General features: G+C 36.6%; 8 protein-coding genes. 3 read left to right on the top strand and 5 right to left on the bottom strand.

Going from position 1 to position 16,365, the window contains the following annotated elements; translation table 11 throughout:
- Positions 1 to 10: 10 nt before the first annotated feature.
- The 5 genes from DBR39_RS17815 to DBR39_RS17835 form a co-directional block, all read right to left on the bottom strand.
- Positions 11 to 847, bottom strand: coding sequence for a phytoene/squalene synthase family protein (locus tag DBR39_RS17815; RefSeq protein ID WP_124535362.1), 837 nt, complete (start codon positions 845 to 847; stop codon positions 11 to 13).
- Between the two features lies 1 nt (position 848).
- Entirely contained in the window at positions 849 to 2,339 is a 1,491-nt protein-coding gene (locus tag DBR39_RS17820; protein WP_124535364.1) for a phytoene desaturase family protein, read from the bottom strand.
- Positions 2,340 to 2,382: 43 nt separating this feature from the next.
- Positions 2,383 to 3,039: a MarR family winged helix-turn-helix transcriptional regulator gene (locus tag DBR39_RS17825; protein ID WP_124535366.1), complete on the bottom strand. Its 657-nt coding sequence runs from the start codon at positions 3,037 to 3,039 to the stop codon at positions 2,383 to 2,385.
- A 652-nt stretch (positions 3,040 to 3,691) separates the two neighbouring features.
- Positions 3,692 to 5,377, bottom strand: coding sequence for a helix-turn-helix domain-containing protein (locus DBR39_RS17830; RefSeq protein WP_185147215.1), 1,686 nt, complete (start codon positions 5,375 to 5,377; stop codon positions 3,692 to 3,694).
- Between the two features lie 35 nt (positions 5,378 to 5,412).
- On the bottom strand, positions 5,413 to 7,056 hold the full coding sequence (locus tag DBR39_RS17835; RefSeq protein WP_185147216.1) for a helix-turn-helix domain-containing protein: 1,644 nt from the start codon (positions 7,054 to 7,056) through the stop codon (positions 5,413 to 5,415).
- A 457-nt stretch (positions 7,057 to 7,513) separates the two neighbouring features.
- Between DBR39_RS17835 and DBR39_RS17840 the strand changes: the two genes are divergently transcribed.
- The 3 genes from DBR39_RS17840 to DBR39_RS17850 all read left to right on the top strand — a co-directional run bounded on the left by DBR39_RS17840 (position 7,514) and on the right by DBR39_RS17850 (position 16,347).
- Positions 7,514 to 7,849, top strand: a complete 336-nt coding sequence (locus DBR39_RS17840) for a hypothetical protein (RefSeq protein WP_317127290.1) — start codon at positions 7,514 to 7,516, stop codon at positions 7,847 to 7,849.
- Between the two features lie 53 nt (positions 7,850 to 7,902).
- Entirely contained in the window at positions 7,903 to 8,229 is a 327-nt protein-coding gene (locus DBR39_RS17845) for a helix-turn-helix domain-containing protein (protein ID WP_124535374.1), read from the top strand.
- A gap of 1,008 nt (positions 8,230 to 9,237) precedes the next feature.
- Positions 9,238 to 16,347: a beta strand repeat-containing protein gene (locus tag DBR39_RS17850; protein ID WP_124535377.1), complete on the top strand. Its 7,110-nt coding sequence runs from the start codon at positions 9,238 to 9,240 to the stop codon at positions 16,345 to 16,347.
- Positions 16,348 to 16,365 lie beyond the last annotated feature (18 nt).

Raw genomic sequence — 16,365 nt, forward strand, 5'->3', positions numbered from 1 at the left:
AGTACAGGTATTACAAATAAGCAGATTTGTATCTTATATAGCTTTTGAATGCAACCAACAGCTTCTGTGAATTGGCAATCCTGATTCTCTGCTGCAAAATATGCTGAGAACTTGTTTTCTTTATTTTTTCAAATAGCAGCAGATAGTATCTGTATGCCAAGTATACTCCGAACATGGAAGAGCTTGGCAGCTTCTTAATTCCTTGTAATGCTTCTTTAAATTCTTCTTCAATTTCTTTTTCAATCTGGGCTTTTACAGTATTATCGAAGACAGACATATTCAGAGACGGGAAATAGGTTCTACCCAAAATCTGATAATCATCTTTCAGGTCCCGTAAAAAATTTACTTTTTGAAAAGCAGAACCCAACTTCATGGCAAATGGTTTAAGTTTTTCAAATTGCTGTTTATCGCCTTCTGTAAATATCTGCAGGCACATAAGACCTACCACTTCTGCAGAGCCATAGATATACTCATTATAAAGATCGGAGTTGTAGTCTATTTTTTGCAGATCCATTTCCATGCTGTGCAAAAACTGATCGATCAATTGAATATTAATATCATAGTGACGCACCGCTTCCTGAAATGAATGTAAAATGGGATTGAGTGATATACCGTCCTTCAGCGCTTCATAAGTTTCGTTTTTTAGGCTTTTCAAAAGCTTCTCTTTATCATACCCATGAAAGCTATCAACAATTTCATCTGCAAGACGTACATACCCATAAACAGCATAAACAGCAGGTCTGATAGAAGGCTTCAAAGCCAATATTCCTAATGAAAAACTGGTACTGTATTTTTGAGTAGTATACTTGCTGACCTTGCAAGACAACTCATCAAACAATTTTTTCATATTATTTTATTTTTAGTTTATTAACCTCTCCTGCTACAATCTTTCCAGAAATAACTGATGGGGGAACTCCTGGTCCCGGAACAGTTAACTGTCCGGTATAAAAAAGATTGCTAATCTTTTTATTCCTTATTTTAGGCTTCAGGACAGCCGTCTGTGATAAAGTGTTGGACAGCCCATAGGCATTCCCCAGATAAGCATTATAATCCGAAATAAAATCACTTACACAATAGCTTCTCTTGTATTCAATCCGGGAGATAAGATCGTTTTCTCCTGTATGTTTTTCAATTCTTTCAAGCATTTCCTTCAGGTATTTTTCTCTTACAGCCTCCTCATCGTGTATTCCCGGTGTGAGGGGTAGCAGTAAAAAAAGATTTTCACACCCTTCAGGAGCTATATCCGGATCTGTTTTGGAAGGACAGCACGTATAAAAAAGTGGTTTAGAAGGCCATTTTTTATTTTTATAAATACAGTCAATATGATCATCAAGATTGTTTTCAAAAAATAGAGTATGATGTTTTAAATGAGAGATTTTTCCTTTGATTCCCAGGTAATAAATCAGACATGAAGGAGCAAAGGTTCTCGTTTTCCAATAGGCATCATTATAGTTTCTAAGTGATTTGGAAATTAATGTTTCTGTATGATGGTAGTCTGATGATGCAATCACAGCATCAAATTCATAATCTTTACCATTTGCTGTTATTGAGACCACTTTCCCGTCTTCTGTATTGATTTTCTGTACCTCATGATTGAAATGAAAAGTTACCCCCTGCTTTTCTGCAACGTCTTTCATACCAAGAACAAGCTGATAAAAACCTCCCATCGGATATTTGGTTCCCAAAACATATCCTCCGTAATTCATAAGACTGTAAAGTGCGGGAATATTCTGGGGTGAGGCACCAAGGAATATAACCGGGAATTCCATCAGGGATCTGAGCTTAGGATCAGAAAAATAACCTGAAACATATTTCCTGAAATTGCTCAAAAGATCAAGTTTCAGTGCACTGCCTGCTATTTTTAAAGAAGCAAATTCCAACCAGTTATAACAAGGTTTTGTTACAAAGTCTTTCATTCCTACCTCATACTTGAATTGGGCAGACTGCATGAATGTATCATACTTCTTCCCCGCTCCTTTTTCTGTTTTTTCAAATAACTCACGGATCTCATCATTTTTCTCAGGAACTGAAATCTTTTCTTCTGAAAAAACTATCTCAAACTGGGGATCTAAAGAAACAAGCTTAAAAAAATCAGAGACTTTGCAGTCAAAATCGTTGAAAAAGCCTTCGATAATATCAGGCATCCAGTACCAGCTGGGGCCCATATCAAAAACATACCCTTGTTCTGTTCTAAATTGCCTTGCACGCCCTCCCGGCTGGTCATGTTTTTCAAATACATGCACTTCATTTCCTGATTTGGCGGCATATGCAGCAGCAGACAGCCCTGAAAATCCAGAACCAATTACAGCAATTCTCTTTCTTAAGTTTCCAGTATCCATTGTTACTTATTTAATAGTTTTAACAACTCTATTTAATACGGCATCAGCTCAACCTTTTATATGCAATATCCAACAGATCCCTCGTATCCAGATTCATATGATAAAAAGAATTATGAAATTCATCCAGTTTAGAGAGTATCGCTATGAGCAGCATTTGTTCAGAGTGAGCAAGATTCCCCACTACAACATTTGAGGCTTTACGGATTTCATCCATATTTTCCTCCAATACAGTAAGTCCTTTCTCAGTTATCTGAATATGCTTTGTTCGTTTATCTTTTTCAGAGACTGTCTGCTCAACCCAACCATGACGAATTAATCGATTAATAATAAGTATGCCTGAAGATTTTTCATGCACATTATGTCTTATCAATTCCATTTTTGTCATCGCTCCCATCGTTTTCAGACCGATCAGATAAATAAAATCATCCTGGCTTGAAAAAACTGAATTGCCAATTGATCTGGAGTAAGTTTTTGCATACCTTCCCATTCTTATCAATAATGTATTGATGATACTATCAGAACTTCTTCCCGATTCTTTACCTATCCAAGATGGATCTGCTGATTCAGAAGTATTTTTACAGGAAGAATTGATCCACTCCGTGAAACCCTGAAGATTGTTACTGTATAACGCCTTACCTTCATTTTGCTCCATAAATTGCTGAACAAGTTCTACAACTGATTTTATAAGATCAAAATTCATAACCGACATATTAGTACACAAATATACTTATAAAAGTTTATAAATATACTTTTATATTACTTTATTTTAAAGCTAAAGAATTATAATATGGAGATTTAAAGATTTACCTCTAAAGAAAGAGTAGATAAATCAAAACGTAAAACAATAAAAATCAGCAATTTAAACAATAAAAAAGAAAATTTAAAAAGAGAGAATCATGAAAGGGAGATTAACAGCCAATAGTATATTTATAAACCTAAATATATTTTTAATATAAAAATTTGATAAACAAGAAACATTTTAATACAAATCTAAAGCGGAATTGAAAAACATCTTTATAATAAAAAAAGCTTTTTAAAAACACTTAATATCTACCAAAATAGGAAAGAAGAAAAACAGTATAAAGAAGACAATAAAAGTCATAGGAACTTGCACTAACCCTTTTAAGTTATTCTAATTTTTTTACGCTCTTCCTGGTCACAAACAGCCAAATGGCGCTACATTAAGACAGGTAGCGCCATTTTTATAAACTTTGGTTATAAATTTAATTAAGACTATACTCTACTTTTGAGCACCAAATTAAATCTATTTTTAAAGATTGATTGGGCATAGCCTTAGCCTAAACATTGGCTCCATATCATTTCCTTACATTAAATCGTAAATATGTCCGGCACTATACAGAAACTTTCAATTGTTCCACAAAATAAGAGGGTGTAAAGCCTGTCTGTTGTTTAAAAGCATTCACGAAAACCCTTGGCGTAGCATATCCGCATTCTTCTGCAAGATAGGCAATCTTGTACTCTCTATACATTGGATTATCGTAAAGCTTCTTAATGATATAATTGATCCGAAGTTCATTAATATAGCTCGTGAAGTTATGACTTCTCTGTACTTTAATTACCTCCGAAAGGTATTTTGTATTGGTAGCAAGATTATTGGCCATCCAGGTAAGACTCAGATCTTTCCGAAGGTACTTTTCTGAATTTTCAAACTTTTCAAGCTTAAAGAGTAATGTCTTTAGTGTTTCATCGGTAATGGTTACAGAGGTTTTTATTTTACTATTTTTCTCTGATATAGGCTGTTCTGATCTGGCTTCTTCATTTTTAAAATGTATTTTAGCGATCAGGTCTTCATATTTTTTATGAATAATCTTATTGCTTCTTCTTCGATAGATCAACATAGCTCCGGTTATAAGAAGAAGAGTAACAAAGGAAACAATGGCTATTGTTTTTATCTTTTTATCTCCGCTGACTTTGGTTTCCGAGATCATCTTTTTTACCGGTACCTCCACTGCTTCTTTTTCCACAGAATTAATACTATCATTCAATTTTGAAAAAAGATCAAGATATTTTTGAGACGTTGAGTTTTCTCCAATTGCAAGATAAGATTTTGCCAATACCATGTACCCAACTCTTCGATTGTAAGGCATACTGTTCGACTTTTCCATAGCCAGCATATTCTCGCCGTATTCTATTGCTTTCTGATAATTTTTTTTCTCCTGATAAAACTCCTGAAGAGCCTGATACAAGTCTATTTTTGTATCAAGATCTATTTTTCCTTTAACCAAACCCATCTGCTTTAGGGCTTCCATAAAATAGAACTCAGACTGATCTATATTCCGTCCTTTATTTCTTGAATCTCTGTAATGAATTCCCAGATTCATATTTACAGATATCAACATATCCGTTTTCTGATCCAAAGGAATATCTTTACTTTTATCATCTACTTTCAAGATTTCTTCCCTACTTTTCCCCAAAGAATATAAGACCTTTTGATCTGAGCGTCCCTGATAGTACGGAGCCATATTATAATAAACCAGCGATGCCTGATAATGTCTCTCATCGCTTTCAGAAATCATGTTTGCATATTTCAGAGCAGTTTCATATTCCTTTATGCTTTCGTCATACAAACCCAGATTTTCATGCAATATGGCTCTCTTATTATATACAGTTGATAATGCTTTATAATCTTTCTGGCTAAGTGCCAAATATCTGGCTCTGTTTGATATTTCCAACGCTTTTTTATAGTCATACCCATCAGAATAGATCAGCATTATATTTTTTGTGATATTCAATTCGCCTTTTTCACATCCGGCAGCCTTAGCGAGATTATTTGCCTTTTGAAACAGTTCGAGAGCTTCTTTATTTTTCCCGTTCTTATTTAGAGAGGTTGCCTGATCTGTTAACTGCTCTATATTTTTATTTCCTGGACATAATATTTCTTTTTCATTAGCCATAGAAAGTGAAAAGAAAAACAACAAAAAAGCCGCCCAATGCAATCTTTGAATACACCGATTGAAACGCTCTTTCTTTCTCGTAAAGATAAACTGAGAAGTTCCCAAAAATAATTTTTTAGCCATAAGAAAAGAGTACATTTTATACTGAATTATCATTTTTAAGAGTACACTGGCTGCTGCGCAGAGACTTTCAGCTGTTCAACAAAATAGGATGGTGTGAAACCCGTTTCTTTCTTGAAAGCATTCACAAATACACGAGGCGTAGCATATCCACATTCTTCAGCAAGATAAGTGATTTTATATTCTCTGTAAATGGGATTTTCATAAAGCTTTTTAACAATATAGCTGATTCGCAGTTCATTGATATAGCTTGTGAAATTACGCTCACGATATACTTTAACAACTTCTGAAAGATATTTTGTATTGGTATTTAAGCTATTAGCCATCCATGTAAGACTCAAGTCTTTACGAAGGTATTTTCCTGAACTTTCAAACTTTTTAAGTTTAAGAAGTAATGCTCTTGCTGTTTCGTCAGTAATGGTAACCGATGCGTTTGATTTATTGACTTCATTATATGCTTCCGGCACTGGTTCATCATGACTGATTTGCTTTTCATGATGAATTTTGGCAATCAGGTCTTCATATTTTTTGTGGGCGATTTTATTTTTCTTTTTCCAGTAAAAGGTAATGAAGAGTAAAGCCACAAGAGAAAGAGCTGAAATAATGATTATTTTTATTGAAGACGTTTTTTCCTGTGTTTTTTTTGAATCCTGCAACAGGATATTTGAAGAATAGTCCGTATTATTTTTTTCTGTAATTCTTATGCTGTCTTTCAAGTAGGTATATTGATCCATATAGATCTTTGCATTCTTTGAATCTCCCATTTCAGTATAGGCAGAAGCTAAAAATTCAAAAGATTCTACCCTGTTAGTAGGGTTAGGAAATCTTTTTTCAAGATCTCTGGCCAGATTTGCATATTCTATTGTTTTCTGATACTCTTTCTTTTCCAGATACAGCCAGCTTAATTGATTCATTAATAATACCTTATCGTCAGCTTCCAGATTGTATTTATTGACAATATTTAGACTTTGGGTTAGATATTTTTCAGCAGACTGCAACTTTCCTGGTTTATTCGCTTCTTCTAAATCAGTAATCCCCAGTCGTGTATAACTAAATGAAATCATATCAAACTTTTTTTCCAGCGTGATTTCTTTATTGTTACCATTAATAAGTTGTGCAGCCTCAATGCTTTTTTTAGTATAAGCAATAATTGAGTCTTTATAGGTAGCGTTTTCCAGCCTCTTATTCAAAAAATAAATAGTCATATTACTGTAAGAAAGCGACAAAGTATAATTTCTAATATCGGAATCTGTAATCTTTTTAGCATAGGAAACGGCAGTTTTAAAATCCTTTAAACTCGCTTCATCCAGTCCTACATATCCTAAAGCTAAAGCTTTGGAACGGTAAAGATTAGCCATGGTTCTGTCTGCTTCAGGCCCTGCATCAATTTTTTCAAGCTCTGTAGCAAGCTTGATAACTTCTTTATTTTTATTCTGCTTTTCATATATTTCTATGATACGGCGCCCACTTTTTAGAATACCCCATCGGTATCCAATCTTTTCAGATTCAGATTTCAAACTGAATAAAACTTTTTCTTTTTCCACATCAGAGACTTTGGTATTAAATCTTAGTTCCTCTAATTGGGCATCAATATATTCTTTATTTGGAATCGTCCGGGCTTGCCCGTTGAGACTAAAGTTTATTAGCAAACAAAGTAGAAATGAAAGTAGAAATTTTGCCATAGACATTGTAGTTTTTGCAATTATAACTTCTGCAAATTTAATCATATATACTTCTCAAAAACACAAATATCTACTTGGGACTATCTTAAATCCGAACAAGTTCTCAAATAAACATAAAACACTGATTTACAATATTGAATATTTGTAAAATCGATAAAAAAGCACATGAAACTTTCTGAATTATTCCTATGTAAGGTTTGTTTGAACTTTCACATAATTATAATATTGTATCAAAATGCTAACCGATTCTGAAAACTACATAATGAACCTACTATTCTTTTCTCTTTCAAATACTATCAACACATTGGTTAACACCGTTCCACTTACCTTTTAAAAATAGATAAAGCTTATGAATTCAAATTTTAGAAATATTCATATTGGAAAATTTATACAGCTACGAGTTAAAGAAAATAACATTGACTTACCTCGTATATGCAACTTCATGAAATGTACGGAAATGGAGATTACCGAAATGTATTTGCAAGAAAACCTGTCTACCAATACCTTATTGAGATGGAGCAAACTTCTGGAATATGATTTCTTCAGGCTATATTCTCAACACCTGATATTATATGCCCCACCTTCCGCTTCCTTCAAGGAACAAGCCCCGTCAAAGCTTCCTCATTTCAGAAAGAACATTTATACCCAGGAAATGATAGACTTTATCTTGGAGCTGATAGAGACAGAAGAGAAAACCAAACGTCAAATTACCAATGAATACGGAATTCCCTATTCTACTTTATGCAAATGGATTGCAAAACATAATAATCAACTGCTAGCAATCGAAAATTAAAGACAAAAATATACACGACCGGAAAACTTTATAAAGAATTTTTAAATAATATCATGAGAAATCAAAGTCAACCTAATTACAAACGGATCTATTCAGACATCATTGATCAGAAATTTCCACATAAAAAATTGGAATGCGAAAAGCTATTGAAAAAGAAAATACTTTTTGCCGTGGATATTATTGAATTAAACACAAGAATCTTTGGAGCTAAAGGTCAGGATATCAAAAAAATCAATCAAAAACTGCGTTCCTACAACACAGAAGATATTCTACATATCCTTGATTATCAAAAAAACCATAAAATGAATAATCTGGAAGTGGCCGAACATTTTGGGCTGAGCAGAAATACCATGACCAAATGGAGAAGGATGTTTAAATAGAATAGAAAAACTTTAACAAATTGAAATACAACACATTAAAAACATGTAAATATATGCATAATTCCGAATTCAGCCTATCTATGTGTTGTTCAATTCTCTTAACAATGATAATATTGTGCATAATTAATTAGACCACTTTAGGCTCTATTTAACTTAGAAAGAGTGTATCATGCAAATTCTAAAAACTATAACGATGAAATCTATCTTCCCCTCACAGATTAAGTGGGGAAGGTTTTTTTTCTTGGTTTTACTATTTGTCAATTTTCATATTACATACGCTGTTTGTAAATCCGAAGAGGTTTATCCGGAGACTAGCAGCAGTTCAACATCAATAATACTATTTGTATCAAAAGAAACAACGGTTTCAGGATTGGAGTATTTACATATTTCCCGTCCGGATATAAAGAAAAAAGAAAAGCAGTTGATGACTGCCAGAAAGGCTAAAAAAATAAAAAGGGTATTAAAAAAAACAAAAAGTAAACTTTATAAAATAAGCCAAAAACCAAAAATCTATTACACCCTCAGGAATGCAACAAAATCAAATACATTTGAATACAATTCCTGTAGCAAAATAGTCTATACTTTTGGGTCAGGATCATTTAACTTCAAATCTTTTGTGACGGATGATCTGAAGACGATCCACATACTGATCGTTTTACTAGGTATTTTTCTTATCAATTTTTATAAAAGCCGAATACTTTTCAATTATTATTTTTCCAAAAACTTTCAAAGACCCCCACCTGTAATATTGTCCATATAATGACATTTAATTGAGGGTATCTAAAGAATTACTTTTCATTTCTATTCCTTAATTTTTTGATTGAAAGTCATGTTTTTGACACATTTTGCCGGATGATTCCGAAGCAAACAGGATATGTATTTCCCTAAAAAAAAGATTGGTTCAAGTAATACAGATAACAAGGACCTTATTAAATGTTGCTGGAAAAGCTTCTAATAAACCATCATCACATGGTATCATTTCCACATGAATTAAAACAAATTCAAATAATGAAAAAACATAAACTCATTTTATTCATATTGCTCTTTCTAGGGAATATGATAATTCTGGCACAGAACTGCAATGTCAATGCAGGTGCCAATGTCACTATATGTGGCACTACGACTACCCTTTCCGGGAGTTCGGGAGGAAACACATCAGGAAGCCCTACATGGGCACTGGTTTCCAAACCTGCTGGTGCACCCGACCCTGTTATTGTAAATCCCTCGACATACAACACCGGAGTTACAGGACTGACATATCCCGGTAATTATGTATTCAGGATCTCACAGCCCTGTACAGTAAGTGCCGCAACCTCTGATGTGACTATTACAGCACCCGGAGATGTGTCTGCTTTTAGTGCCGGTTCAGATATTACCAATATACCTGCTACCACAGGTACAGTAACTTTGAATGGCGTTATCCCTACCGGATATACAGCATCATGGAGTGCATATAATATTTACAGATGGCAGCGAAGCAGCATAAAGAATATGCAAAATGCCCAATTTAGTTCGACTACATCACCTACCACTACTTTCAGTCTTATCAAAAAAGCAGATCATGATATCGATCCGGCATATTTGGTAACGCTTAGGATAACATCAAATCTTAACCCTAATTGTTGGTACGAAAAATCAATTACCGTAAGATTTATCCCCAATCCACAGGTAGTACCTGCATTATCATCTTCCCGATGTACTGCTCAAGGTAGTACAAGTCATTTTATCCCTTTACAAAATACTTCCCCGGTTTTTTCACAGGGATATCCAAGTACACCGGCAGCTTCCGGAAACTTTGGAACCACTGTTACCATCAATATTAACAGCCAACCAGCAGGAGCAAATATAACATACTCAGATATACATGATCGGAATATTTATCTTGGCGGTACAATTGTTACAGGGATCTATAAATTTACATTAAGCTTTTCCAATGCGGCTGGAAGCTATACTACTCCCGAGATAACCTATACTTTCAATGGAATACAGCCTAGTTATGTAAGCTTTTTAACAGCATCCAGACCCGAGCAGATGATGATTTATGATTCTGGTGATTCCGGAGGAGAAGTTCATTGCAACTTTGCAGGGCAAACAACACCTATTACCTTCTTATATACCCTCGCCCCTTCTGATCCGGCATCCCTTATCACTAAAACAAGTAATAAAGGAATACCACCACCTGGAGGTCTCCCATCTGTAGTAGACGCAGGTGCCGGAACAACCAACAGAAGTGCAACAATAACACCACCAGCAGGTGGGTGGAGAGTAGGGACATACGCATTCACCGTAAATACTGATAATGGAGCTTGTAATATTTCCCAATCTTATTACATCCATATTTCAGATGGTAATCGCCAAAATATAACAGTTCCTACGACTACCGTATGTTATCCCGGCTCCGGCATTGTAACAGCAACTGTTCCTTTACCTGCAGTATATAAGGGAGTTGTAAACAGCAGCTACTTTCAGGATTTTGATGGACGTTACAGATTAACATTAGTTTCAAAGCCTGCAGGAGCCGCAAATCCTACATTTGAGCCTTATAACAGCACATTATTTACCAATACCTCAACGACCATTTCCAATCTTGATACACAAGGAGAATATGTATTTAAAATAAAAGCGGATACATACAATACATCCGTGGGAGCATTCTTAGATAAAGAATATGCCTGCTCCGGAACGTCTCTGGAAGGTACATTCTCCCTATTTGTATCTGCCCAGGTTGGCGCTAATGCGGGATCTGCCCAAACAATAGTAGGATCTACCCAGACGATTCTTAATGGGAACAACCCAGGATTAACATCTACAGGCGCATGGACATTATTATCTAAACCTGCTGGAGCAGCTGATCCTCTTATTGTAACACCAGGAGCTTACAATACCAATGTTACAGGATTGAACAATGTAGGAACTTACACTTTCCGCTGGACGGTTACCACAGGTACGTGTGTAAGCACCAATGATCTTTTAGTAACTGTTGCTGCACCTTCCCCAGGGGGAGTGAACGCAGCTGTATGGTATAAGGCAGACACTGCTGTATATTCTGATGCTGGTACAACTGTAGCAGCGGATAATGGTGCCATTCAGCAGTGGAATGATCAGATGGGGACAGGTTTTAATCTTGTTCAGGCTACAGCTGCACAAAAACCTACTTTCTCTAACCAAAGTACATTGGCTAACTTCAACCCGACTGTGACCTTTACTTCAGCAGGACATACAACGGGGCAAGGGGGCTTTATGGCCGCAGATCCTGGCGTAGGAAATGCTATTATAAACCGTGCACAAGGAAGTATCTATATTGCCGGTAAAATGAATACCCTTGGTGCTGCAGGATTAGCCGGTTTTGATCAGACAATGGATTATCCGGGTCTGCATATTTCTAATAATGCAACTACAGACAAACTGCTATTTTACACAGCAGGAAGTGGCTACACTACATTATCTACCAATTTGTTTGCAGCGAAAAAGCCTTTCGTAGCAGGCTCTTCATGGCTGAATGCAGCAGGAGCTACAGCCGCATACTCACTTGCTAAAGCATGGTTAGACGGCAACGAATCTGTTTATAATAATACGGATATTAACGTCAATACAACTGATAATGCAACAACCCGCGTTTTCAGAATAGGACGTGATACCAATTGGGGAAGTCATGACGGGCAGATCAATGAGGTCATTGCATTTGCGACACCTCTTACAGCATCAGAAAAAGCCCGTGTAGATTCTTATCTTTCTGTTAAATGGGGAACAACCCTTACAGGAGATTATGTAAATTCTACAAATAATATCATTTGGAATAATACAGTTGCTTATCAGAATAATATGATAGGTATCGGAAGAGATAATCTTTCTACTTTATATCAAAAACAATCACGAAGCGAAAACTCTAATCAAAAATTGATCATAGGTGCAGGAAGCTCATTGGTCAATACTAATGCTGCCAATGCAAACATCCTTACAGAAGGGCAATTTCTTTTAACAGGTGACAATGGTCTGAAACAAACGCTAACGACTCCACTTTCTTATACAGCAGGTTCTAACGGAGTAACCAACTACCGTTTTGAATCCATCTGGAAAGTACAAAATACAAATACTGTAGGAACAGTTACGGTTGCATGGCCTAAAAGTATAAGCAATCTATACTTAGTACAGTCATCTGATACTGTCTTTGATGGTACAGATACCTTTACTCCCATGGTAACAGAAGTTACTATAAATGGTGTAGCATATAACATTGCCAATGTAACCTTAACCAATGGACAATTCTTCACCTTTGCAGGTTTTGCACAAGCACCTGGAGGAGTTATGGGTGCTGATTTCTGGGTAAAATCTGACGATGCCGGAGTAATTGCCACAGCATGGAAGGATAATTCTATAAATGCAGACAATATCCCGAACGTAGGAGGGGTAACTTTATTGGCAGCGGACAGAAGTCACAATTTCTATCCATACACCACAGGATATACTTCTGCCAAATATTTCCATAATAATAATTCAGTAATGAATCCGTTGGGCAATATAGAATTAGCTAATACTAATACTTCTATTTTCTCGGCAGTGAGACCTACTGATCCCTCAGCCGGACGTATTATAGGAATAGATAACGATGCTGCCTATGCTGCAGAACCGGGAGTTTCCATTACAGCAGCCGGAAACCCTAGGCAATATGAGTTTTTTAATACAACAACATCATCTGATTTTTCTTCACCGTTCAATATTGGGCAGTCTAATGTATTTTCAGCATTAGCCAATAATACCATTGCAAACGGAGGAACTTCCAGTATCGCCGGAGGAGAAAAAAGATTGGGACTCAATGGTTCTTATCAGGCTTTTTCAGGTTTTTCTGCAGCCAATAAGTTCCAGATCTATGGTACAAATCTAAGATTAGGTTATGCTACATGGGATGTTAGCGGTGCTTTCCCGGGTGATCTTATGGAAATTGTATGGTATAATCGTGTACTAACGACCGATGAGCAATCCAGGGTGAACTCCTATCTTGCTATCAAGAATGGAGTTACTGCTACAGAAGATTATCTTGCTGCAAGCAGCAGCACTGTATGGAGCATAAACAACAACACAGGCTACAACAATAATATATTTGGTCTGGCCAGAGATAATTCCTCAGCATTGCACCAGAAGCAGGCAGCCAGTACAGCAACAGGTCAGAAGCTTGTTATTGGTAATGGAACATCTTTATTGGATTCCAATGCTGTCAATCCCAATAACCTTACAGAGGGGCAATTCCTTTTAACTGGTGATAACGGTCTGAAACAGAGCCTAACTACTCCACTTACTTATACAGGAGGTTCTAACGGAGCAACCAACTACCGCTTTGAATCTATCTGGAAAGTACAGAATACAAATGATGTAGGAACTGTAACACTGGCATGGCCTAAGGGCTTGAAAAATCTATATTTGGTACAGTCTCCGGATACCCTTTTTGACGGAACGGATACTTTCACACCAATGATAACGGAAGTTACTATAAATGGTGTAATTTATAACTCAACTACCACAACATTAGCGAACGGGCAATTCTTCACTTTTGCAGGTTTCGGAAATGCTCCCGGAGGAGTTGCTACCAATCTTTCTTATTGGTACCGAGCTGATAAAAATGCTACCAATACTGGAGCAACAACAGATGTAACAGCGTGGACGGATATGTGGAACGGAACAACAGTTTCACAAAGAGTGAGCAATGCACTTCCTAAATATGCTGCAGGTACATCAAGTTACTTCAACTTCAATCCGGGTATCAACTTTACAGCTATTAATCAGACATTAGGTAATATAGCTATACAAACAGTTACCAATACAAGTAATGATATATTTACGGTAACCAAAGAAGGGATGACTGCACCAAGTAGCCCGAACCCTCACTTCCTGAGTGTAGGAATGGATAATATTAATACCACTATTAGCAATTGGGACTATATGGGTATGTATCCTACTACCAATGTCATAGAAAGAAGAGTTGTAGGCGGTGGAACACAAATGGTTAACTCTGGGTTAATTTATTCTGCTACCATTCCGAGTATCATGTACAATACCTTTACCAATACTACATTGGCAAGAGGGCTTAATGGTGCTGCAAGTGCAGCTACTGTAAACTATACAGCAGTAGGACTAGGATTAGGAGGCCATGTATTTGGAGATACCCGTTGGACAGGCAGTGGAAGTGACAATGGAGGTTTTATTGGTAATTTGGGTGAAACTATTATTTATGGCGCAGGTAATTTAACGGCTGCAGAACGCAGAAGAGTGGATTCATATTTAGCAATAAAGTATGGGATAACCTTAGGCCGTGTAAATACAGACCATTACCTGGATACTGACGGAAATATAGTATGGAACGGTGCTGCCAATACAATTTATAACAATAATATTTTTGGTGTATCAAGAGATGATATTGAAGCCTTTGAACAAAAAGTATCAAAAAGTGTAAATACAGGAGCAATACTTACCCTTGCTACTACCAATGATTTTGTCAATCCAAATCAGGATGCAGCACGTAACGGGTTTGCCAGCAACAAAACATATTTCCTTTTAGGAGATAATGCAAATACTACCACAACACCTGTGAGTGTTACAATAGGTGCAAAGACTTTTAATAGAATTCCGAGAATATGGATGACGCAGGAGAAAAAAGCAGATGCAGGTGCATTATTCTTCGAAGCAGATCTTACATCGTATAACAGTGGTACATTTAACACTACTTCGGGGATGATGGTAATGCTGATCGCAGATGATGCAGCTTTTACGACTAACGTTACAGTCGTTAATCCTACATCTAACGCTGCTGCAAAATGGGTATATAACCAAAATATCACTGATGGAAAGTACATTACATTTGCGATTGACCCTTGCTATGGCCCAGACTCTGATGGTGATGGTATTGCTGACATGTGTGATCTTGACAGTGATAATGACGGTATTTTGAATACAAATGAAGGGTATTTATGTGACAAAGCCTCAATCCCAACATCTGTATTAACTACAGATCATGTCATGAACTACAACTTTACCAATTTTAATGGTATTAAAGGTTTTGATTTTAAATTATCATCAACAGCCGTTGCTCAACGTTGGGCTTCTCCTGTCGCTCAGTTTAACATGAGTGGTGTAGACCCGAGAGTCAATAATAATAAAGTAACTTATGAATTCGATCTGCCGGTAGATAATTTTAAATTTTGGGTAGCAGATTTAGATGGTCTTGAGAAAGTAAATATTAATTTCTATGATCAGGCTGGTAACAGAATTTCCAACCTTTTACCATATTCTATTGTAAAAGCAGAAGTTGCAGCGGGCAGCACAACCTTTACAACTGATGCAGCTTATGGTGTTAAGATCGCTACAACCCGTAATAGTGATGCGATTTCCAATCTCAATTATGTAGAAATCTATGTTCCGGGGATACAAATAAGCAAAGTAGAAGCTACTTTTATAGGTTCCAACGGCACCACACCGGAATATCATATCGCTAATATGTGTGCCAAGAGAGATACAGATGGTGATAAAATACCAGACTATTTAGATCTCGATAGTGATGGTGACGGCTGTCCTGATGCCATAGAAGGTACAGGTGGTTTTAATACAACCAACCTTGTCAACTCCTCTTTACCGGGTGGAAATACCGGACCAAACTATACAGGAACAGCAGGTCCTGTCATCCAAAACCTTGGTAACACAGTTGGCAATACCGCTACAACGGTAGGGATACCTACTATTGCAGGAACCGGGCAGGCTACAGGAAGCTCTCAAGACGCTACTATCAATGCTTGCGTTTCACCATTCTGCTATAAACCAGGGATTACAACCGGTACAGCATTAGACACCAAAGTTGGTATCACTGCCCTTAGCAGAGCCGGAGCACAACCAGATAACTGGCCGATGATAAGAAAAGGAGGCTGGATCGCATTGGAAGCAAAAACCAAAGGCTTTGTCCCTAACAGAGTTTCTTTCAGTGCAGGTAATCCTGTAGGTATCAATCCTACAAACTTTGTAGAAGGTATGATGGTGTATGATTCAACCAACAAATGTATGAAGATGTATACCTTAAAAGAAGGTGATACTTCTATGGCTTGGCACTGTATCTCCACACAAACCTGCCCGGATTAATACAGCTTAATTAAAGTT

The sequence above is a fragment of the Chryseobacterium sp. KBW03 genome (assembly GCF_003852415.1).
In the GTDB taxonomy this organism is placed as follows: domain Bacteria; phylum Bacteroidota; class Bacteroidia; order Flavobacteriales; family Weeksellaceae; genus Chryseobacterium; species Chryseobacterium viscerum.